This is a genomic window from Rhodococcus sp. 06-1460-1B, from assembly GCF_002258475.1.
Lineage (GTDB): Bacteria > Actinomycetota > Actinomycetes > Mycobacteriales > Mycobacteriaceae > Rhodococcoides > Rhodococcoides fascians.
The window spans coordinates 67532-87604 of sequence record NZ_NOYS01000019.1; the positions used below are offsets into that span (position 1 = coordinate 67532).

Genomic DNA, 20073 nt, shown 5'->3' on the forward strand with positions numbered 1-20073 from the left:
CGTGGCCAACAGCCCATCCGCTCTCGTCGGCGTCGAGCGCGCCGATCGATTCGTTCGTGACGCGTCGTCGAGTACCGGTGTGCACGTTGTCGTCGGGGTGAACGGCTCCGGTCGATCCGCGGTGCTCGGTGCGGTCGCGGCCGCCGCGACGACGGTGCATGCGGGCAGTGTCACCGACGCGCCGTCGGGTGCGACGGTTCTGGTCGACGACGCCCATCTGTTGCCGGATCACCGCGTGGACGAGATCGCCGCTGCGGCAACCCGTTCGGACATCACGCTGGTTCTCGCCACGGCCCCGCGCCGATACGATTCCCGGATCGAGAAGCTCGTCGCGTCCGCCGGTGCCGCTCGCCTGACGCTGGTGCCGCTGGACAAGACGTCGATCGCAACGCGGGCAGCCGCCGTCGCTCGGCCGATCTCGGCTTCGCTGGCGAGCGCGATCGCAAAGTCCACCGGAGGGCTGCTCGTCGCCGTCGACGCGGCACTGGCCGCGCTCGGGGGCGAACGGTCCGACCCGACTCCGCTACGTGCGGTCACCGAATCCGTTGCCGAGCAGCATCGCCGGATACTTGTCGACACCACCGACGACACCCGCGCCGTGCTGCTCGCGGCTCGCTTCGGCGTCGTCCCAGACCCGGTCATGGCGGCACAGCTCGTGACGCGGCCGGCCGACGCGGAGACGGTCGTCGATATCGCCTGCAGCTCCGGTCTTCTCGACGCCACGGGCGCGTTGATTCCGTCTGCCGAAGGCCCCCTGACCGAGATGATCGGGGAGCGTCGATGCCGGGTACTGCTCGACCGCATCACCGAGGTTGCGGCGGAATCCGGTCTGCTCGACGCCTCGGCCGCGCGAGCGTTGGCGACGCACGGGGTCGTACGCGCCGACCTTGCTGATTTCCTTGCTGGACAAGGCGATTCGACTTCCGTAGAGTCCGCTGGCCAGCTGTACGACGCGGCAACAGCGGCGGGATTCGACCCGTCGGCACTCGCGGCCCGCCGGGCAGAGGTGGCCGCCGCGACCGGACACCTCGACGAGGCAGGCCGTCGCGCCGACGAGATCCTCGATGCGGCCACCGATCACACGCAGGTCGATCTACGCACCGCGGTCAGGGTCTCGGCGTCGATCGCCGCGCAGCGCGGAATGGTCTCGCGCAGTGCGCAATTGTTCGCCTGGCTCGGGACGGATCGACTCGGAACCGATGCGGTGTGGGCTGCCTTGTCGGCCGCTGCAGCCGGCGACCGCCCTGCTGCCGACCGCGCACTGAGTGTCGTGGCATCGCTGGCACCGACGTCGAGCACGGCGTCGGGCGCGTTGCTCGTCGACGGGGTCCTCGGTTCGATCGACTCACGCAGCGCTGCGGCGTCGAGTGCGGCGACGAACGCGCTGATGCGCGCGGTCACGTTGACGGCCGCGCCGTCCGATCGTTGGTGCGCTCCGGATTCGGCAGCCGCGGTGGCCGCTCTGCATGCGGTGCACTGCGGTGATCTCGCCCGCGTCGACTCCGTCATCGCTCGTGCCCTACCCGAGCTGCGGCCGGGATCCGAGGCCCACACGCGGCTCGTTCTCATCGGCGGCTGGGCGGCCATGCTGCGAGGAGACGCCGCGCAGGCCTGCCACCTGGTCGACCCGCTCGAGATCCCCGACTCGCACGTGCGCAATCACCTGTTCCTGCACGGCATTCGAGTGGGGTTGGCACGCAGGTCCGGGGACGCCGGATCTCTCGTCACGGCGTGGACCCAGGCGCAGAACGTCGTCGCCGCGTACTCGATCGATCTGTTCTCTCTCTTGCCCCTCGGCGAATTGGTGCTGGCCGCAACACGAGTGGGCCAGTTCGATCGCGTCGAGCACCTCGTGTCGCAGGCCACGACGCTGCTCGCCGCGTTGGGCGATCCGCCGGTCTGGGCATCGGCGCTGCATTGGTATCAGGTGCAGGCCGCCATCGTGGCGCAAACGCCCGAAGCCCTGGTGCCGCACGCGAAGGCCCTCGCGTCCGCCGCTCCGACGCACCCGTACAGCTCCGCACTCGCCGCGGCGGGGCGGGCGTGGCTCGGCGTTCTGCAGGGCAGGCCCGACGCCGCCGAGGTGGAACTCTCGGCGCGCACCCTCACCGCGTTCGGCTTGCCGTGGGACGGTGCCCGATTGGCGAGCGAAGCCGCACTGACCGTCGCCGACACCGCTACGGCCACCTCGTTACTGCACATCGCCCGGTCGTTGCGTCAGCCCAGCTCGCATCAACGGGAGACCGACGGGACGACGCCGCAGCCGTCGGGATCTCTGAGCGAACGCGAGGCCGAGGTGGCCGAACTACTGGTTCTCGGCGTCACGTACCGCGAGGTGGGCAGCCGGCTCTACATCTCCCCGAAAACCGTCGAACATCATGTGGCTCGCATTCGCCGCAGGCTCGGAGCCGGGTCGCGCTCGGAACTGATCTCGATGCTGCGGGCGATGGGCTACGGAACATCGACCACCTGACCTCGGCACGCTGATGCCCCCTACTGCGGGTGTAACTGTGTGAGGATCCGAAGCGACATAACGACCGAACATCGACTCCGAGCCCAGGACAGGTAGATATCCCCATGACCGAGCAGCCCGCATGACCGAGCAGCCCGGCGGGGCGAGTATCGGCGCACCGGACGTCGGCCTCTATCTGGACGACGACCAGGCCGTTGCGGCCGTGTCGCACCCCATCGCGCCCGGCCCCTCCCTGCATCTGGCGTCCCTGCACTCGACCGTGCTCAACACTCACCCCGACGGCACCGTCTCACTCGGTGACGCCACCGACAACGACTCCGAGGCGTACACGCACTTCCTCGACGCGCTCGGCGACGGCGTCACCGGGAGCCGGGGCACCGTCTTCCCCGCCGAACAGCTGACGTCGATGGCGCTGCTGTGCCTGCTCACCGAGGTGGCGTCGTCGATCGATCTGCGCCCCGGCGATCTCGCTGCGGCCGCCACCTACCCGGCCCGCTGGACCGCCGAGCAGGTGTTCGCCCTGCGTGCGGCCATGAACGGGCACGGGTTGGCGCACGTTGCGCTCGTATCGGAAGAGGAGGCGCTGGACGCCTGGAACTCGTCGATGCGAGCAACCATGGAGAAGAAGGACACTGCCGTCGCCGCGGCTCGTGGTGCAGCGCTTCTGGCTGCCCGGTACCCGGTCGACGCCGTCACCGAACGCCTCGCCGTCGTCGGCGCACCGACCCGCGTCGACCGTCGTCCCCTGTTCACCGCCCCACTGTTCGCCGCGGCGTTCGCAGCGGCGCTGACGGTCGGTGCCGGGGTGATCGCATTGCAGCTCGGCACATCCGCCGACACCCCGGTGCCCACCATCGAGAACGCTCAGGTCGCGCCCCCGACGACGACGTCGGGAATCCGGCCGGGTGGGCCGATCGACTTCCCCACTGCCGTCGTCGAACCGGCAGCCGAACTCGTGCCCGCCGTCTCGCCTGCACCGATCATCACGCCGGAGACCACCACCACGGCTACGGATCCGACCCGAGAGCGACGCTCCGAACGCGACGCGGCCGAGGTCGACACGCGACCCGCCGTCGACCTTCCGGAGGCCACCGAGACCGAGGACCCCACCACGACGCCGCCGACCGACGACGAACCGGTCGGACCCGAGCTGCCCGAAGACGACACCGCCGAGGACCCGCCGAAGCCCAGCCCCGACGAGAACGCCGATGACAACACCCAGGCCGGACGTCTCGCTCCGCAGGACCGAGCTCCGGCCGGAGCCACGACGGGCGGCACTCCATGAGCGGTGCCGGGCATCTCGGAATCACAATCGGCAACACCAGGTCCGTTGCGGTGTATCGCGACTCGACCGCGTTCGAACCCACCGTCGTCGTACTGCCGACGACACTGAGGTTCGACGACGACGGCCGCGCTCACCTCGGAGAGTCCGTCGACACCGCGCCGTTCACTCGTTTCGTCGATCTGGTCGGCAAGCAAGAAGATCTCGAACCCGATGCCGACGCGTATCGCGCCGAGGATCTGATGGCCAACGCCGCGAACTGCCTCGTGAGCATGTTCTCCGAGACGTCCGAATCGGCGTCCACGCCCGTCACGACGATGACGTATCCGACGCGATGGCCCCGCGAGAACATCGCTCTACTGCGCGACGCCCTCGACCACACCGGTCTCACCGACGTCGCGCTGGTTCCCGAGGCCAAGGCTGCGAGCGCGTTCGCGCAACCGAGCCCGGGGGCAGCCGTCACGGTGATCGACATCGGTGCCACCGGCACCGACATCTCGACGTATCCGGGCGGCGGCACCGAGCGCACCACCGCTGTCGGCGGCGACGTGTTCACCGATGCCCTGTTCGATCACGTGGTGACCGATCGCGAACACCTCGACCTGTCCGACGCCGCAGTTCTGGCTTCTCTCACCGGTGTCGTCGCGTCCTGCGAGCAGGCGAAACACACGTTGAGCACCGCGGACCTGGCTACGATCGCGGTGGAGCTGCCCGGCGTCTCGGATACCACGACGGTCACCCGCGCCGAGTTCGCAGACCTGATCGCGCCGACGTTGGGCCTGCTCGACGTACCGTCGACCGGCACGGTCGTGCTCACCGGCGGCAGTGCTGCCCTACCTTCGGTGGTCGCCGACATCGGCGAGCGCACCGCAGGCGCGCTGCTCGTCGAGCCGCTCGCTGCGGCTCGCGGCGCACTGAACATCGCCGAGATCGAGGACGTCGACGGCAACTCGTTGGTGACCGGCGCAGCGCCGGTGGTCACTCGCAACGACGGCACGGACTCGCTCGACACCGACGCGATCCCGGTGGTCGCTCCGCCGCCGCCCCTCGCGTTCTCCGAGGCGATACCGGCGGTGGCACCGGTGTTCGGCCCGTCCCAGCTGCGCTCGGAGCCCATCGTTCCGGCCGGAGATCCCGACGGTTCCGACACCGCGACCCAGCAGTACGCCGCAACCGCGTTCGCCGGTGCGGCGACCGAGAACAAGAAGGAACGCAGCGAGCGCTCGCGCACCGTCACCACGATCATCGCCGGTGCCGGTGCGGGCGTGGTCATCGTTCTCGTCATCGCAGCCCTGAGTGGGGTGTTCAGCAGCGGACCCGCCACGACACCGCCCACCGTCACCGACGCCGGATCACCGGTCACCACCTCCGCGCGGGTGCCGTCTACCGCACCGACCACGACGACGGTGCCCGCGGCTGCTCCCGAGGTGGTGCAGGAGCCGACGGCCGAGGAGTACACCCCGCCTCAGCCCGCGCCCCTGCCTGCGCCGCCGCCCGCTCCGGTACCGGCCCCTGCTCCGGCTCCGGCTCCGGTGGTCACGACACCGCCCGTTGCGGTGACCACCCCTCCGGAAACCACGACGCCGGCGGAAACGACGACTCCGGTCACTACGACGACCACGACGACCACCTCAGCAACGAACCCGGAGCCCTGAGCAGGGGAAACATTGGTCCGGTAGCGCATGGCCTAGGGTGGGGCGCTGATGCCAAGCACCCGATGAAGGGATTTCATGCGTAACACCGGGGCTCTGCGTACTGCAGTGCTGTGTTCGACGGCTTTCGTACTTCTTGCTTCGTTCTCCGGAACAGCGGCAGCCGAACCTGTGGTTCAGTCGCCCGCCGATCAGCTTCCACGAGAGCTCGTCGAAGCCGTGCAGCGAGATCTGAAGATCTCCCCGCAGGAATACCTCGATCGTGCGGCGCGTGCGCAGGAGCTGTCGGCCTACGCCTCGGACTTCCGGGCGAGTCGACCCGCCGATTTCGCCGGTGCCTGGATCGGGCCCGACGGTAATGCCGTCGTCGCCGTCACCTCTCCCGCAGCCGCGCAGGCCGTCGCCAAGGACGGCTATGCCACCGCGCAGTCGCCGGTGTCCGCGGACGGGCTGGAGAAGTCGCTGGCAGATCTGAACTCGTGGATCGCCGGCCTCCCTCGTGAGATCTCGGAGCAGATCAACGGCACAGCCATCGACTTCATCGACAACCAGATCGTGCTGAATGTGGCGAACAGTCCGATCGGCAAGGCCCTGAACCTGCCGACCCTGCTGGCCAACATCAAGGTGATGCTCTCCCCCGGTGGCAACAAGCCGGCCGACCCGGCACCGATGGGCGGCGACACGTACGTCACCACCGCCGGGCCGATCGCCGACGCACCGCCGACCGAGATCAGCATCTGCTCGTTCGGCTTCAATGCCGTCGACGCCGACGGTAGTGCCGTCAATCTGACTGCGGGACACTGTAATCCGAACAAGGCCACCGGGTCCGGCGGAGCACCGGTGTACCTGCCCGATCCGGCCGACATCGCGCGCAGCTCCCAGATCGGCTCGTTCGATCGCTCGAGCCTGGGAGCACCGGACGGCCTCGACTGGTCGGTCATCGGCCTCGACGCCGCCGGACAGAAGGCCGGGCTGGACCGTCCCACCGTTCGCGGGGCCAACGGCAGCACCGTCACCGTCACCGGAACGGCATCCCCCGTCATCGGCGCACCCGTCTGCAAATCCGGGCAGTCGTCGTCGTTCACGTGCGGAGTGGTGGCCGCCGACCGCGTCGAGACGCAGCTCTTTATGGAGGACGGCACGTCGCGCACCGTGCGCGGCTTCGCCAGCACCGCATGCACATTGGCCGGAGACAGCGGCGGGGCCATCGTCACCGGCACGCTGGCACTCGGCATCACCAGCGGATCCAACAGCGGCGGAGCACCCGATTGCACCGAGGCGAACCTCGCGCTGGCGCAGTTCGGCGGCACCGCCAGCCTGGGCATTCCCATCGATCAGGTCACGAGCGCGACCGGAGCTACTGTCCGAACCGGGTAAACCGGTACGCCCGAGGCCGCCGACCCCCTATAGTTCGTGTGCGAAGTGAACGGCATCACATCGTTCGATGCCCGGGGGGAAGGTCGTTATGCGTCGCCGTGCGTGTGCACTATCGGTCACTGCTGTCTCGTTGCTCTTCATGACGGTGGTATCCACTCCCACTGCCGTTGCGGCACCGCCCGAACCGGCGTCACTGGCCGACGCTGTGGCACGCGATCTCGGGCTCAGCCCTCAGCAGTTTCTCGACCGCGCCGACGCAGCGCGCCGGTTGGCCGAGTTCACAACCGCCGTCGGCCCGGCGGTCCGTGGCCATCTCGACGCGGCCGGGCTGCCGGTCGTCGCGGTCGCCGACGGACCGTCCCACGCGGATGTGGTCGACGCGGCGGCGGCGGCCGGATTCGTAATCGACCCGGCTGCATTCGACCTCCCGGCCCCCGTCCTCGATGCCTTCGGTCCGCTCCTCGACCGGGTGCCGTTCGATCCCTCGCTCACCGCAGGGCCCATTCGCGCCAGTTCGTACCTCGGCGGCGACAGCTTTCTCGCCGGCACCCCGGCCGGGGCCGGTCTGCGTTGCTCGTTGGGCTTCAATGCCGTCGATCCGATGCGTGGTGCCGTCAACATCACTGCAGGACACTGTGATCCGGGCGAGTCCAGCACCGGGTCCGCCGTCACGACGGGCGCGTACCCCATGTACGGCAGCCTCGTCGGCTCCAAGTTCGGATCGTTCTATCGAACCAGCCGGGCGCACAACGACTATGCGCTCATCGACATCGACGACGGCAACACCGGGGAATTCGAGAGCAACGCGATGCGAGTTCCCGGATCCGGCCCACTGCTGATCACCGGCACGGTGGATCCGGTCGTCGGCGCGCCGGTCTGCAAATCCGGAGCCACCACCGGATTCAGTTGCGGCACAATCCTGTCGACGGGCCAGCACGTGACCATGGGCGGCAATGTCCTGGACCGCAGCTTCTCCACGTCGATCTGCGCGCTGCGCGGCGACAGCGGTGGCCCCATCGTCAGTGGCACGCTCGCCGTGGGCATCGCGAACGCGTCGAACGTGGGCGATCAACCCTCGTGCGAGATCGCGACCGTCGTCAGCATGCTGCAGGGTCAGCGCCCGGAACTGTTCGCGACGCCGATCAACGACATTCTCGCCGAGAACCCGGGCCTGACGGTTCGTACGTCATAGGTCGGCTTCGGGTCAGTTCTGTTGTTCCAGCAGAACCGATCCCGACGGCGTGTCCTCCACGACGGACGGTGTCCCGTCCGATTCGTACACCGCCACCCAGTCCACGTCCACGTTCGCGACGTCGGGTGTTCCCGCCCGGCCGCATTCTCCGACACCCCAGGATTCGAGCTTGGTGCAGGCACCCGCCTGGGCCTGGAGGCCCAACCACATCGGCTTGTCCGGGATGGATGCTCCCAGTGGTGTTCGCGCCCAGACCTTTCCGTTGACCAGATACCTGATCTGCTCGGGGTCCCATTCCACTCCGACGGTCTGCCAGTCGTTGGTGTCCAACTGCAGATTCGCCTGTGAGAAGTGACGGTCTCCTTCTGCGCCGCTCCAGTGCAGGAACGACGACATCGTCTGCCTGGTCCCGTCGGCGCTCTCGGCGATGTCGATCTCCGGCGGCCACACCTCGTCGGCGGGCCACAACAGAATGTGGTAGCTGATCTCGTCGGATCGGTCCGCACGCAGCCGCACGTCCCACTTACCGTACGTCTGTGACACAGGCGAATTCGAGACGCCGCCGGTCACCCAGCGGCCGTCCTTCTGCTCGGCGCGCAGCCGCAGTGCGCCACCGGTGACCGAGGCCTGTTCGTACTCCCACCAACTGGCCGGGTCGCCTCCGGGTTGGCCGTAGTACGCACCCCAGTCGTCACCGAGATCGCACCGGTCGAAATCGTCGACGAAGGTCTGCCGCCACCCCGGTAGGTCCTCCCGGGGCACGGCTTCACCCGACATGACGTCGTCCGCCATGGGGTCGCACCGTTCGCTGCTGACCAACTCGGGTTGGGGTCCGGTCGCCTGCGCACAGCACACCGTGGTCGCCACGACCAGCAGGGCCACCGACAGGCCGCGTCCGATTCTCACTCCCAGATCGCGATCTGTTGGAACCGCACGATCACGACGACTGCGGCCAGGAGCAACAACACGATCAGTGTCGCGGAGAGCACCACCGCCCGGTTGATGCGACCGCTGCCGCCGCGCCCGATCGCACCGTCGGAGGGCACCTCGCGTTCGCGCAGGACCGACGAGACGATCAGCGCCGCGAACAGGGCACCGAATGCGAGGAAGCCGAGCCACAGATCGGTCATTTGAGCACCACCGGTGGCGTGGACGCATTCTGCAGAATGGTCAGGTCGGCGGTTTCGACAACCACGCGATACTCGTCGGATCCGACCAACATGCCCAGCTGTTGGTCGACGACCGATTGCGAATATCCGTACTGCAGGTAGATCTGCGCCGACGATTGTCGAGTGGTGAACACGAAGTCGGGGTTCTCCTTTCGGACGCACCCGCTGAGATCGTCGAGGCACTCGAACGATTCCATGGTCGCCACTCTGACGTCGTCGAAGTAGCGTGCGGACACCAGCCCGGCCGCCGTTCCGATGACCATGATTTCCGAGCCCTGCGGAACCGACCGCATCAATGCGTCTCCGTATCGGATCTGATCCTCGTCGGTGTGCTCGAACGAGGTGTTCAACCCACGAGTTGCCGTCAGTATCAAGGCAATTCCGAGGATTGCCGCGGTCGCGGCGACGGTGCGCGACCAGTGCCGAGGCTGGGCCGATCGACCCGTGAACCGTCGAATGATCGCGAAGGTGCGCACCAACGCGTCCGCGGCGTAGGGCGCGATGAACGGCGACGCCAGCACGAAGCACCGGATCACCACCTCACCGCCGTAGCTCTGCACCAGCACCAGACCGAAGGGCACCATGCAGAGCAATCCGCCGATGAGCCACGTCTTGCGTCGGCGGTAGGTCAGCCAACCGGCGAACGCGAACATCAGCAGCGCGCCCGACGCCGCCAACCGCAGATACTGCATCTTCTGGTAGAGCGGATCGGCACCGATCCGGTCGCTGACGCCGCCCTGTACCGCGCCCGACACCTGTCCCACATCGCCGAGCACGTACGCGAGGTGGCCCTTCCAGTAGTCGACGGCTCCGTAACTGAACCAGGCCACGAACAGCGCGACCGCGAACAGCCACAGCAGTCGGTACCGCGTGGTTCCGGTGAGCGAGAACAGGAACAGCGCCGCGATCAACACGATGGGCGTGAGCTGGTGAGTGATGACGATCGCCGCGATCAGGACGATCATCAGCGCCTCGATCGCAAGGGTGCGGCCGGCACCGACACCGGGGACCGTGCCCAGAGTTCGCCGCGGCACCGTGACGATCCACCGACGCCACGACCGCGGGGCCGACGGCAGGGGCGCACTGCGTAACTGCCACAGCAGCAAGGCGCAGATGGTCAGGTACAGCATGGTCGCCGTCGGCTGCGGCGCGAAGTAGTCCTGCTGGTACCAGTTGAACGACAGGTAGAGGATCACCGCGATCCACGCCACGCGCCTGCGCCCGGTCAGCGACAACGCGATCGAGTACAGCGGCAACATGGTCACGCCGCCGTAGAAGAGCGGAGCCCACAGCAGCATCGGCGACAGGTCCGACAGCGCGCCGGCACCCGACATATGAGCTCCGGCAGAGAAGAATCCGGCCCAACTGAATCGCGCGTCCGACGGCGGCGGCAGACCCTGCAGAGACGCGATGATGTCGATCAGCCCGCGATGGGTGTACGCCGTCGGGATCGACGTGACGCCGTCGGCCAACGACACGTACATCGTGGTGAACATGATCAGAGCGAGACCGGCCGCGCCGAGTACCACCGGGTCGAGTCGGGCCCGCGAGAGCGCCACGGCGATCACGGCCGCCACGATCGCCAGCGCGACGAGGTAGCTGAAGCCGATGTGGGTGATGACGCCCAACGCCCCGGACGCCTGCGGCCTGAGCACCTTCGTCGCGTGAGCGAACAGCACGACGGCGACGGCCACCGCGCCGAGCAGTGCGTACCGGGTCACCACCGCAGTCCGGTCCGGGCGCGGTCGAGGCACCGCAGGCACCAACGTTCGCGACGCCCACAGAATGAGCGCGGCGGACACCGCACAGATGTAGAGCTGCACCGTCACCGGACGCAGATTCCCGGTGACGACCTCGGCCTGCGCGATGATCAGCATCGTCGCGAACGAGATCGAGACCGTCACCGAACCGACCAGTGCCGGCTGTCGGAGGCGCAGCAGCACCGCGATGGGTGCCCCGGGCAACAGCGTCACGGCGGCGACGACCACGGCGACCCGCAGCCCGTTGGGTACCGCACCCGCGTGATCGGATCCGGCGAGGATGGCCAGCAGCGTCGACGCGATGGCGACCGCTGCCGCAGCGAAGAGCAGCGCCTGCGCCCCGCGGTAGCTCGAGTCGGGACGCGTCGGATCGGCTCGACCTACCGCATCCTCGGGTGCGTCGGTGGTGTCGGTGATCGTCACGAATTGATCCCGGTGCCGCGAACCGTGATGGCCTTGACGTACAGGAACGGCCCGCACAGGTAGCCGTAGAGCTCGGTGAGCTTGAGGTCGCGAGGCATCGGCGGAGCCCCGTCCGCGAAGCGGTTCTCCTCGGGTGCGAGAAGCATGCGGAATGCGGTCGGGAGCCGGCCGAGCAGTGCGCGGGCCGGAGCTCCGCCGTCGAGGAAGAGTTTGGTGACGATGGCGGCCATTCCGCTTCCGTACCCGAACATCTGCTCGCGCAACGCTTCGTGATCGGCTCGATGATGATGGCCGACGACGGCCGTCGGGTCGTAGACGATCGTTCCCCCGCGCAGCACTGCACGTCGGAACAGCTCGAGGTCCTCACCGCCTTTGGTGGGCGTGCCCGGTCCGATCCTCTCGTCGAATCCCGCGAGCGAGTCGAAGGCAGTCTTTCGGAACGACATGTTGTTGCCGCTGCCCATCTCCCCGGCCGTGTAGGGGAACAGTGCTGCGGTGCCGCGTGCACCCAGTTCTTCGTCGATCGATCCGGTCGGCGCGAGGGTCCAGACCGTGCGCGTCGATCCCTTCTCGAACAGCCCCGATTCCTCGAACCACCGCTGCTGATCGGTCTCGACCGCCAATCCGACGACCCGTCCGGTCACCCCGGCCACCACACCGTCTCGATCTGCCGCGTACACCTGCGCCACGGAAGCAGCCACTGCGAATCCGGTTCGGCGTCGTCGTCGGTGAAGGCGATCACGCGGCCCGACGCGTGCCGGGCACCTGTGTTTCTGGCTCGCGAGACCCCGCGGCGCGGCTCACGGACGACGATGCAGCGGGGATCGTCGATCGACCTCAACGCGTCGTCCACTCGTCCCGACGTGGGTGCGTTGTCCACCACCACGATCTCCACGGCCGGGTAGGACTGCGCGAGCACGGCCTCGACCGTGCCATGCAGCGACGGCCTGCCCACGGTTCCCACGACGACGGTGATGAGGTCACCGTCGACGAATTTCTCTGCCGCGCGCAGGGGTTCCGGCGACCGTCTGGGTGCGAGGACCCAGCCGGCCCCGGCCAGGGTCGCGGTCGCAGTCGCGGCAAGAACGGCAACGCCGGCCCGATGCGGGGTGCGGCGGCGCCGGACGCCGGGGGCCAAGTGGTCGAGCATCAAGAACTCCGATTCGGTACGAGCGTGTGCGTGCGGATGCCCCGACATCCGCACGGCTGGGTTGCGTCGTCGGCTCCGCTGCAGAGCCGATGCGTCACGTCATGTGATGCGCTTCTTCCCGATTGCTGAACTGTAGATGTCGGCGAAACGCTTCGCGCGATGTCGGGAATCGAACTGTCCGACGGCTTGCCCTCGCGCGGCTTCGGCGAGGGTGGCGGCCAGGCCGCGATCGGTCAGCATCCTGCACAATTGCGTGGCCAGCGAGTCGACGTCGCCGGTTCGGGCAACGAGGCCGGTGCGCTCGTGCGAGACGAAATCGACCAGGCCCCCGGTGTCGCTCACCACGACCGGCACCGCACAGGCCTGTGCCTCGAGGGCAATGAGCCCGAAGGGCTCGTCCTGTGACGGGCAGGCCAACACATCCACGGCACGCAATGTCGACGCCACCGCGTCTGTGCGGCCCAGAAAACGATGCGCGCCGGGCAGCAACCGTTCCGCGGCCTGCTGCAACTCGACGAGGTAGCCACCGTCGTCCTCACTGGGCGCGCCGACGATCGCCAGATGCGCGTCGACTCCGGACCGACGCACCCGTGCCACGGCGTCGATCAGCACGTCGAGCTTCTTCTCGCGATCGATCCGGCCGACGGCTGCGATCAGTGGAGCATCGGGGTCGGCGGTCATGTCGGCCCGCAGAGCCGGGTCACCGGCACCCGGTGCGAAGGCCGTGGTGTCGATTCCCTGGTGCACCACGCTCACCCGTCCACGAGTGAGCGACGGGAGTTGCTGTGCTGCGGCAGTGCTGACGGCCACCGTGTGGGTTGCCGTCGCCGCGATCGCGGCGAGCAGTGCGCGCCCAGGTCCGACGGGGACGATGTCGTGAAATTCGACGACGACCGGGGTGCGTGCGAGTCGGGACGCGAGCACCGCGTCGGGGTGCAGCAGCAGATGGTTGGAATGCACGACGTCGAAGTCGCGGGCAGCTCGCCGAAGTATCGACACCGTGCGTGCGCTCTTCGGCACCTGCGCCGCGAGCCCTCCGAGGGGATGCAGAGAATTCTCGCCCTGACGATGGATTCCGATGCGTTGCGGCAGGTCGAGTGGCAGGAACGACAGGCCGGCGGCACGCCACCACTGTTCGGTGTCGCTGCCACCGGGCGCACCCAGAGTGACGGTCACGCCCAGAGGCTGTAGTGCCAGCGCCACGTTTCGCAGACTGTGATCGGTTCCGCCCACCGATGTCGACAGCGAGACCGCGAGTACTTGCACTTCGCTGACTCCGTCCACAACTCCGGTTTCCCGTCCAATAGTTTGTTTGACTCCATTACATCGTACTCAGAGTTGGCTGGAATACCCATTTGAGTTCATACTGCTCCTGAGGCTTTCATAAACAAGAAGTAAAGCCGTCTATCGGAAGGGACCTACGCGATGAACGTGGTCTTTCCCTCGCACGTCACGGTTCACGAGACCGATGTCGCGCTTGCGGGTAACTGGACCGTGGTGGCTTTCGGTCCTGTCGATCATGGTGGCGTCGACGGGATCCGCCGGGCGCTACGCACGACGATGAGCATCGGCCCGGCCGCGCGAGTGGGCCTACGTCCAGATTCCGGCACCCGTCGCTGGCGATACGATCCCGACGCCCCGCTGAACGCCGTCCGGGAAGACTCCGCGATCACCGAGGACGACTACGACACCGCGATGTCGCAGCTACTGGCCACGCACGACCCCGCCGAGCCACTGTCCATCACGGTGCGCGGCGACCACGTGGTGTTCTACATGGATCACGGGCTCGGCGACGGTCAGATGATCATCAACCTCTCCCACACACTCGCTGATGCCGACGCTCGCAACGGCATCGTGCCCCGCTGGGCGACATCAGCGCAGACGCGTCACCCGCTCGCCGTAGCAGCGATGCGCTGTTTCGGAACCGATCCCAGGCGGCTTCCCCGGCTGCTGCGCTCACGCATTCACCCGAGTATCGGAGTGTGCGGACGTAAGCATGCAGGTGGCGGGTCGGCCGGTCACGGGTCCACACAGACGGCATCTACACAGGCGGCGTCGACCGCCGCAGGCTCACCCGTCGAGGTGGTGGCCGCGGCCGCCACGATCGAGTGCACCCGAGAACTGGCGAGGTGGCGAGACGACCACCGACCCGGACAGTCGATCTCGATCCTTTTCTTCGCCGCCCTCGATGCCGCACTGCGCGCCGAAGGACTGGCCGTCGACGATGTCGCCAAAGTGCTGTTCGACGTCCGCCGGTACCTACCACCCGAGCTGACAACCCTTGCGAACCTGTCGGCCGGTATCGACGTCTACCTCCCCGACACGACCGACACCGTTCTCCTGTCCCGCCAATGGCGACGAATCATCGACTGCGGGCACCCGATCGCAAACCTGACGCTGGTCGCACTTCGCTCGAAACTGGCCAGGTTGCGCTCCGCCCGCGCGACCGACACCCCGCCTCCCACCGCACCCGACACCATTCGTCTGGCCTTGTCCGACATGGGTCGGCATGGGCGATTGAACGACATCGCCTTCGTCGGCGAGACACAGGGTTCGTACCGAGTCATGGTGGCACCCGCGAGCCACGGACACATCACCCTGACGACCGCACGGCTACGCGACTCCATTCGCGTCGCCGCGTCGTTCCACTCGCACGTCGTCGATGCCGACACCATCCGACGGGCACTACGCGCCGCCTGCTCGACGCCCATCGCATTCCTCGAAGCCGACGCATCGACCGCAGCCGTCGCCACGAATCCTGCTGCCTGACAACACAAAAGAACCCACGACCTCGACGAGATCGTGGGTTCTTTCGAAGAATGCGCTGTGACTACTTGGCCCAGGCCGAAGTTCCGGGGGCCGCATTCAGAGTGTTGAGAAGGTCGATGCCGGCAACGACCAGGGTCGGGCCACCTGCGATGACGGTACCGACGATCCCGCCGACGGTCGCGCCCAGCGGGACCGAAGCGAAGCCAACCGGTCCACCCAGGAATCCGAGTCCACCAGCGAGGGCACCGATAGCGGTTCCTGTGAATCCGCCGATTGCGGTGGCAATTCCGAGCTGCGACGAGAAGTTCTGCTGCGCCTTGAGGTTTTCCTCGGGCGAGGCGACAGTCGTCGCGCCGATGCTGCGCGAGTTGGCCGAGGCCTTCGTCAAGTCGAGCTGCGGCACCAGACGCAGGGTCTTGCCGTTGTCGTCGACGTTCTGCTCGTACGGGAAGTTCAGTCCGCCGAGGTTGAACGACAGCGGGAGGGTGACGAGTGTGTTGTCGGCGGCGTCGAGCACGTCGACGGTCTTGCCGTCGTCGGCAACCTTGAAGACGCCCGCATCGATGGTGGTGACGATGGTGCGGTCTTCGAGCTCGACGGAGTAGTTCGTGTCGGGGGTCGTGGCGCTGGTGTCGGGCTGCGCGTAGGCGGTTCCGCTGGCCAGACCCGTAGCAACTGCTACGAGAGCCGAGGTGACGACCAGTTTGCTGAGTTTCATGTGGTGTTGTGTTCCGTTTCTGTGCATGTGCTGCAGTGCTTTTGGCGGCAAACCGTCGAACGCGACATCACCCCGAATGACGTCCTCGCACCTCTGGTCCACAGGCAGTGTAAACCATCAATCAGACCGGTCGTTGTGCTACCGACCCTTTACCGTGTCCGAAAAGTTATGAACAATCACAACGCCCAAATCGGACAGAAAGACCGCACTTTTGTTCGGTTTCGCAGGACTTGTCTTCCACGGCGCAGCCGGCGGCAAACCTCGGACATCGGGCCGATTCGGCCGGGTTAGGTCTGCCTTCTCGCAGGAGTCACAAGCCCGTACGCCTAACGTGATGCGGGCGACAACCTACTGACGAGTTCAGCCCACCCGTCGGACGGTCTCGTGCGCACAACCACCAGCGTCGCTCCAGGCGATTCTGACCTAAGTTACCCGTCGGTAGATTTCGCGATCTACTGGCAGGTAACATCGCTGTATTCCTCTCGACGGGCTGGACCCGCGGTAGCTGCTCCAGCTGCCACTGAACGAAAGGCCGCGACATGAACGCCCTGACGATCACGTTGGGCACAGTCGGTGCTCTGCTCAGCCTCGTGTGTTGGTACGCCTTCATTCGTGGCGCCCTGCGCATGTTCAACATCGTGAGGCTGGGTCAGCCGGCACCCGACCGTTGGCGACCGATCGTCCCCCGCTTCAAGCAGATGATCATCGAGTTCGCCGCGCACACCAAGATGGTCAAGTTCCGCACCGTCGGCTGGGCGCACTGGCTGGTGATGATCGGCTTCATGGTCGGGTCCGTGTTCTGGTTCGAGGCCTACGGACAGACGTTCAACCCCGAGTTCCACTGGCCCATCGTCGGCGACACCGCCGTCTACCACCTGATGGACGAGATTCTCGGGCTCGGCACCGTCATCGGCATCACCACGCTGATCATCATTCGCCAGCTCAACCACCCGCGTAAGCCCGAGCGTCAGTCACGCTTCGCCGGCTCCGGGTTCAAGGCCGCCTACTTCGTCGAGGCCGTTGTCCTCATCGAGGGCCTGGGCATGGTGTTCGTCAAGGCGGGCAAGATCGCCACCTACGGACACGCGAACCCCTACACCGACTTCTTCACGATGCGCCTCGCCGAGCTGTTGCCGGCCAACTCCAACATGGTGTCGATCTTTGCTCTGATCAAGCTGATGTCCGGCATGATCTGGCTCTACATCGTGGGCACCCGCATCAACTGGGGCGTCGCGTGGCACCGCTTCACGGCCTTCCCCAACATCTACTTCAAGCGTATGGACGACGGCACCGTCGCCCTCGGTGCCGCCAAGCCGATGATGTCCGGCGGCAAGGTCCTCGAGATGGAAGAGGCCGACCCCGACGTCGACGCGTTCGGCGCAGGCAAAATTGAAGACTTCAGCTGGAAGGGCTGGCTCGACTTCACCACCTGCACCGAGTGCGGCCGCTGCCAGTCGCAGTGCCCCGCCTGGAACACCGGCAAGCCCCTCTCCCCCAAGCTGCTGATCATGTCGCTGCGCGATCACAGCCACGCCAAGGCCCCGTACCTGCTGGCCGGCGGCAAGAAGGACATGGCGGGCGACGAGGTCGGACTCGTCGATGCCGAGGGCAACGTCGACCAGAAGGCGCTCGACGCCATTCCGCAGAATGCTCGCGACGAAGCCGATCGCAAGCTCGTCGCCGACGCCATCGAGGGCGGCATCATCGACCCCGAGGTGCTGTGGAGCTGCACCACCTGCGGTGCGTGCGTCGAGCAGTGCCCGGTGGACATCGAACACGTCGACCACATCATCGACATGCGTCGCTACCAGGTGCTGATCGAGTCCGAGTTCCCGTCCGAGCTCGCCGGCTTGTTCAAGAACCTGGAGAACAAGGGCAACCCGTGGGGCCAGAACTCCAAGGACCGCCTCAACTGGATCAACGAGATGGACTTCGACATCCCGGTCTTCGGCCAGGACGCCGATTCGTTCCAGGACTACGAGTATCTCTTCTGGGTCGGCTGCGCCGGAGCCTACGAGGACCGCGCCAAGAAGACCACCAAGGCCGTCGCCGAACTGCTCGCCACCGCAGGCGTGAAGTTCATGGTGCTGGGCGCGGACGAGACCTGCACCGGCGACTCCGCCCGCCGCGCAGGCAACGAGTTCCTGTTCCAGCAGCTCGCGATGCAGAACATCGAAACACTGAACAACGTGTTCGACGGCGTCGAGCAGAGCAAGCGCAAGATCGTCGTCACCTGCGCCCACTGCTTCAACGCACTCGGCAACGAGTACCCGCAGGTCGGCGGTGACTACGAGGTGGTCCACCACACGCAGCTGCTCAACCGTCTCGTGCGGCAGAAGAAGCTGATCCCGGTGGCCTCGGTCAGCCAGGACATCACCTACCACGATCCGTGCTACCTCGGCCGTCACAACAAGGTGTACGACGCCCCGCGTGAGCTGATGGCCGCGTCGGGCTCCAACCTCAAGGAGATGCCGCGTCACGGTGAGCGGTCCATGTGCTGTGGTGCCGGTGGCGCTCGTATGTGGATGGAAGAGAACATCGGCAAGCGCATCAACATCGACCGGGTCGACGAAGCGCTTGCGACCAACCCGAAGAAGATCGCCACGGGCTGCCCGTTCTGCCGCGTCATGCTCACCGACGGTGTCACCGCACGGCAGGAAGGCGGCGCACACGAGGGCGTCGAGGTTGTCGACGTCGCGCAGCTGATGCTCGAATCGATCACCCGCGTCGAGTCCTCGGTATTGGCCGAGAACATCAAGGTCATCCCCCGCGAGCAGACTCCCGAAGAGAAGCTGGCCACCGAAAAGGTCGCAGCCGTCGAGGAGAAGGGGCGCGTCGAGGAGATCGAGGTCGCAGCCGAAGGCGGCGATCCCGAAGCCGAGACGAAGAAGGCGCAGCCGGCCAAGGCTGCTGGTGGCCTGAAGATGAAGGGACTTGCGAAAGCTCCCGGAGCCAAAGCACCCGGTTCTGCGCCCGCCAACGCCGAAGCCGACAAGACGTCGGGGCACTCGGCCGATACTGCCGCGGACGCATCGAAGCCCAAGGGCCTCGGTTTGGCCGGCGGCAAGGCACCCGGCGGCAAGGGTCTGCAGATGAAGGGCAAGGCACCCGGCGCGAAGGCGGCTGCCCCGGCACCTGCCGACGCTCCCGCGGCAACCGAAGCACCTGCTCCCGCAGAGGCCTCCGAGTCGACTCCGACCGTCAAGCCCAAGGGTCTGGCCGTCAAGTCCGGATTCAAGAAGCCCGGCGCGAAGGCACCCGGCAAGCCCGCCGATGCTGCTCCTGCGGCGTCGACACCCGCCCCGGAAGCGGCCGATGATGCAGCGGAATCACCTTCTACTGCAACTGAATCCATAGCCACAGAATCCAAGCCGACCGTCCAGCCCAAGGGTCTGGCCGTGAAGTCCGGATTCAAGAAGCCGGGAGCCAAGGCACCGGGCAAGCCTGCTGCCGAAGCACCTGCGTCCGAGGCTCCTACTGCTGAGGCACCTACTGCTGAAGCACCGGCTGCCGAGGCAACGGCGTCCGAGGCACCCGCCACCGAAGCTGCTGCATCCGAATCCGTAGCAGCAGAGTCCAAGCCGACCGTCCAGCCCAAGGGTCTGGCCGTGAAGTCCGGATTCAAGAAGCCGGGCGCGCGGACACCGGGTGCGGCCGCCGCTGCACCTGCGGCGACACCAGCCGAGCCGGCTGCAGCAGAGCCGGCTGCAGCAGAGCCCGAAAAGGCCGAGCCGACACCGGAAGCAGAGGCGCCGGTCACCGAAGCACCGGTCACCGAAGCGCCAGAGGCCGAGGTACCGGAAACAGAGGCACCGAAGGCAGAAGCGTCGGACACTGCGGCCGAGACCACATCCAACGGTTCGGATGATCGCACTCCGCCCAAGCCGAAGGCCGGTGGACTCGGATTCGCCCCGGGTGCAAAGGTTCCGGGTCGCCGGAAGTAACCTCACACCCTTGTTACCGACTGCGCGCCCCCGCTCACTTCAGAGCAGGGGCGCGCAGTCGTCAGCAGGGGTGTGAAGTCCCCGCTGGACCCCCGCGGCGGTGGACGAATCGGACATCGTGAGTATGGTCGGAACCGAACTGCATACCCGAAGAAGTAGGAGCA

At 66.9% G+C, this 20073-nt stretch carries 14 protein-coding genes; 7 read left to right on the plus strand and 7 right to left on the minus strand.

Going from position 1 to position 20073, the window contains the following annotated elements:
* Position 1 precedes the first annotated feature (1 nt).
* The 5 genes from CH268_RS08475 (at position 2) to CH268_RS08495 (ending at position 7976) form a co-directional block, all read left to right on the plus strand.
* On the plus strand, positions 2-2473 hold the full coding sequence (locus CH268_RS08475; RefSeq protein WP_255182324.1) for a helix-turn-helix transcriptional regulator: 2472 nt from the start codon (positions 2-4) through the stop codon (positions 2471-2473).
* 121 nt (positions 2474-2594) lie between these two features.
* The gene (locus CH268_RS08480) at positions 2595-3758 is read left to right on the plus strand and encodes a hypothetical protein (RefSeq protein WP_094663320.1); all 1164 of its coding nucleotides are present in this window, start codon (positions 2595-2597) and stop codon (positions 3756-3758) included.
* On the plus strand, positions 3755-5410 hold the full coding sequence (locus tag CH268_RS08485) for an Hsp70 family protein (protein WP_094663322.1): 1656 nt from the start codon (positions 3755-3757) through the stop codon (positions 5408-5410). The genes CH268_RS08480 and CH268_RS08485 overlap by 4 nt, the downstream gene beginning before the upstream one ends.
* Before the next feature lie 75 nt (positions 5411-5485).
* A complete protein-coding gene (locus CH268_RS08490; protein WP_176457878.1) occupies positions 5486-6784 on the plus strand; it encodes a S1 family peptidase in 1299 nt (432 codons plus the stop codon).
* 139 nt (positions 6785-6923) lie between these two features.
* Positions 6924-7976 carry a S1 family peptidase gene (locus tag CH268_RS08495; RefSeq protein ID WP_176457879.1) on the plus strand — a complete coding sequence of 351 codons (1053 nt, stop codon included), beginning with the start codon at positions 6924-6926 and terminating at the stop codon, positions 7974-7976.
* Between the two features lie 12 nt (positions 7977-7988).
* On the opposite strand, the gene CH268_RS08500 is transcribed toward CH268_RS08495, so the two are convergent.
* The 6 genes from CH268_RS08500 to CH268_RS08520 form a co-directional block, all read right to left on the minus strand.
* Positions 7989-8882, minus strand: coding sequence for a glycoside hydrolase family 16 protein (locus CH268_RS08500; protein ID WP_176457880.1), 894 nt, complete (start codon positions 8880-8882; stop codon positions 7989-7991).
* The gene (locus tag CH268_RS27815; RefSeq protein ID WP_027495644.1) at positions 8879-9106 is read right to left on the minus strand and encodes a hypothetical protein; all 228 of its coding nucleotides are present in this window, start codon (positions 9104-9106) and stop codon (positions 8879-8881) included. Before CH268_RS27815 ends, CH268_RS08500 begins: the two co-directional genes overlap by 4 nt.
* Positions 9103-11328 (minus strand): hypothetical protein, encoded by a 2226-nt coding sequence (locus CH268_RS08505; RefSeq protein WP_057473580.1) that lies wholly within the window; start codon positions 11326-11328, stop codon positions 9103-9105. The genes CH268_RS27815 and CH268_RS08505 overlap by 4 nt, the downstream gene beginning before the upstream one ends.
* Positions 11325-12029: a glycosyltransferase family 2 protein gene (locus CH268_RS08510; RefSeq protein ID WP_141215102.1), complete on the minus strand. Its 705-nt coding sequence runs from the start codon at positions 12027-12029 to the stop codon at positions 11325-11327. The genes CH268_RS08505 and CH268_RS08510 overlap by 4 nt, the downstream gene beginning before the upstream one ends.
* A complete protein-coding gene (locus CH268_RS08515) occupies positions 11969-12478 on the minus strand; it encodes a glycosyltransferase family 2 protein (RefSeq protein ID WP_176457881.1) in 510 nt (169 codons plus the stop codon). The genes CH268_RS08510 and CH268_RS08515 overlap by 61 nt, the downstream gene beginning before the upstream one ends.
* 99 nt (positions 12479-12577) lie before the next feature.
* Complete coding sequence (locus CH268_RS08520; protein ID WP_176457882.1) at positions 12578-13744, minus strand: glycosyltransferase family 4 protein; 1167 nt, start codon at positions 13742-13744, stop codon at positions 12578-12580.
* 159 nt (positions 13745-13903) lie between these two features.
* Between CH268_RS08520 and CH268_RS08525 the strand changes: the two genes are divergently transcribed.
* A complete protein-coding gene (locus CH268_RS08525; protein WP_094663334.1) occupies positions 13904-15247 on the plus strand; it encodes a hypothetical protein in 1344 nt (447 codons plus the stop codon).
* 61 nt (positions 15248-15308) lie between these two features.
* On the opposite strand, the gene CH268_RS08530 is transcribed toward CH268_RS08525, so the two are convergent.
* Positions 15309-15965 carry a hypothetical protein gene (locus tag CH268_RS08530; RefSeq protein WP_032375162.1) on the minus strand — a complete coding sequence of 219 codons (657 nt, stop codon included), beginning with the start codon at positions 15963-15965 and terminating at the stop codon, positions 15309-15311.
* Positions 15966-16504: 539 nt separating this feature from the next.
* Between CH268_RS08530 and CH268_RS08535 the strand changes: the two genes are divergently transcribed.
* Positions 16505-19909: a heterodisulfide reductase-related iron-sulfur binding cluster gene (locus CH268_RS08535; RefSeq protein ID WP_094663336.1), complete on the plus strand. Its 3405-nt coding sequence runs from the start codon at positions 16505-16507 to the stop codon at positions 19907-19909.
* The last annotated feature ends 164 nt before the right edge of the window (positions 19910-20073 follow it).

What these genes read in the sequence shown, in the direction of transcription:
- CH268_RS08515 (WP_176457881.1), bottom strand. Translation starts at nt 12,478, where the DNA reads ATGCTCGACCACTTGGCCCCCGGCGTCCGGCGCCGCCGCACCCCGCAT.
- CH268_RS08480 (WP_094663320.1), top strand. Translation starts at nt 2,595, where the DNA reads ATGACCGAGCAGCCCGGCGGGGCGAGTATCGGCGCACCGGACGTCGGC.
- CH268_RS08530 (WP_032375162.1), bottom strand. Translation starts at nt 15,965, where the DNA reads ATGAAACTCAGCAAACTGGTCGTCACCTCGGCTCTCGTAGCAGTTGCT.
- CH268_RS08495 (WP_176457879.1), top strand. Translation starts at nt 6,924, where the DNA reads ATGACGGTGGTATCCACTCCCACTGCCGTTGCGGCACCGCCCGAACCG.
- CH268_RS27815 (WP_027495644.1), bottom strand. Translation starts at nt 9,106, where the DNA reads ATGACCGATCTGTGGCTCGGCTTCCTCGCATTCGGTGCCCTGTTCGCG.
- CH268_RS08490 (WP_176457878.1), top strand. Translation starts at nt 5,486, where the DNA reads ATGCGTAACACCGGGGCTCTGCGTACTGCAGTGCTGTGTTCGACGGCT.
- CH268_RS08525 (WP_094663334.1), top strand. Translation starts at nt 13,904, where the DNA reads ATGAACGTGGTCTTTCCCTCGCACGTCACGGTTCACGAGACCGATGTC.
- CH268_RS08535 (WP_094663336.1), top strand. Translation starts at nt 16,505, where the DNA reads ATGAACGCCCTGACGATCACGTTGGGCACAGTCGGTGCTCTGCTCAGC.
- CH268_RS08485 (WP_094663322.1), top strand. Translation starts at nt 3,755, where the DNA reads ATGAGCGGTGCCGGGCATCTCGGAATCACAATCGGCAACACCAGGTCC.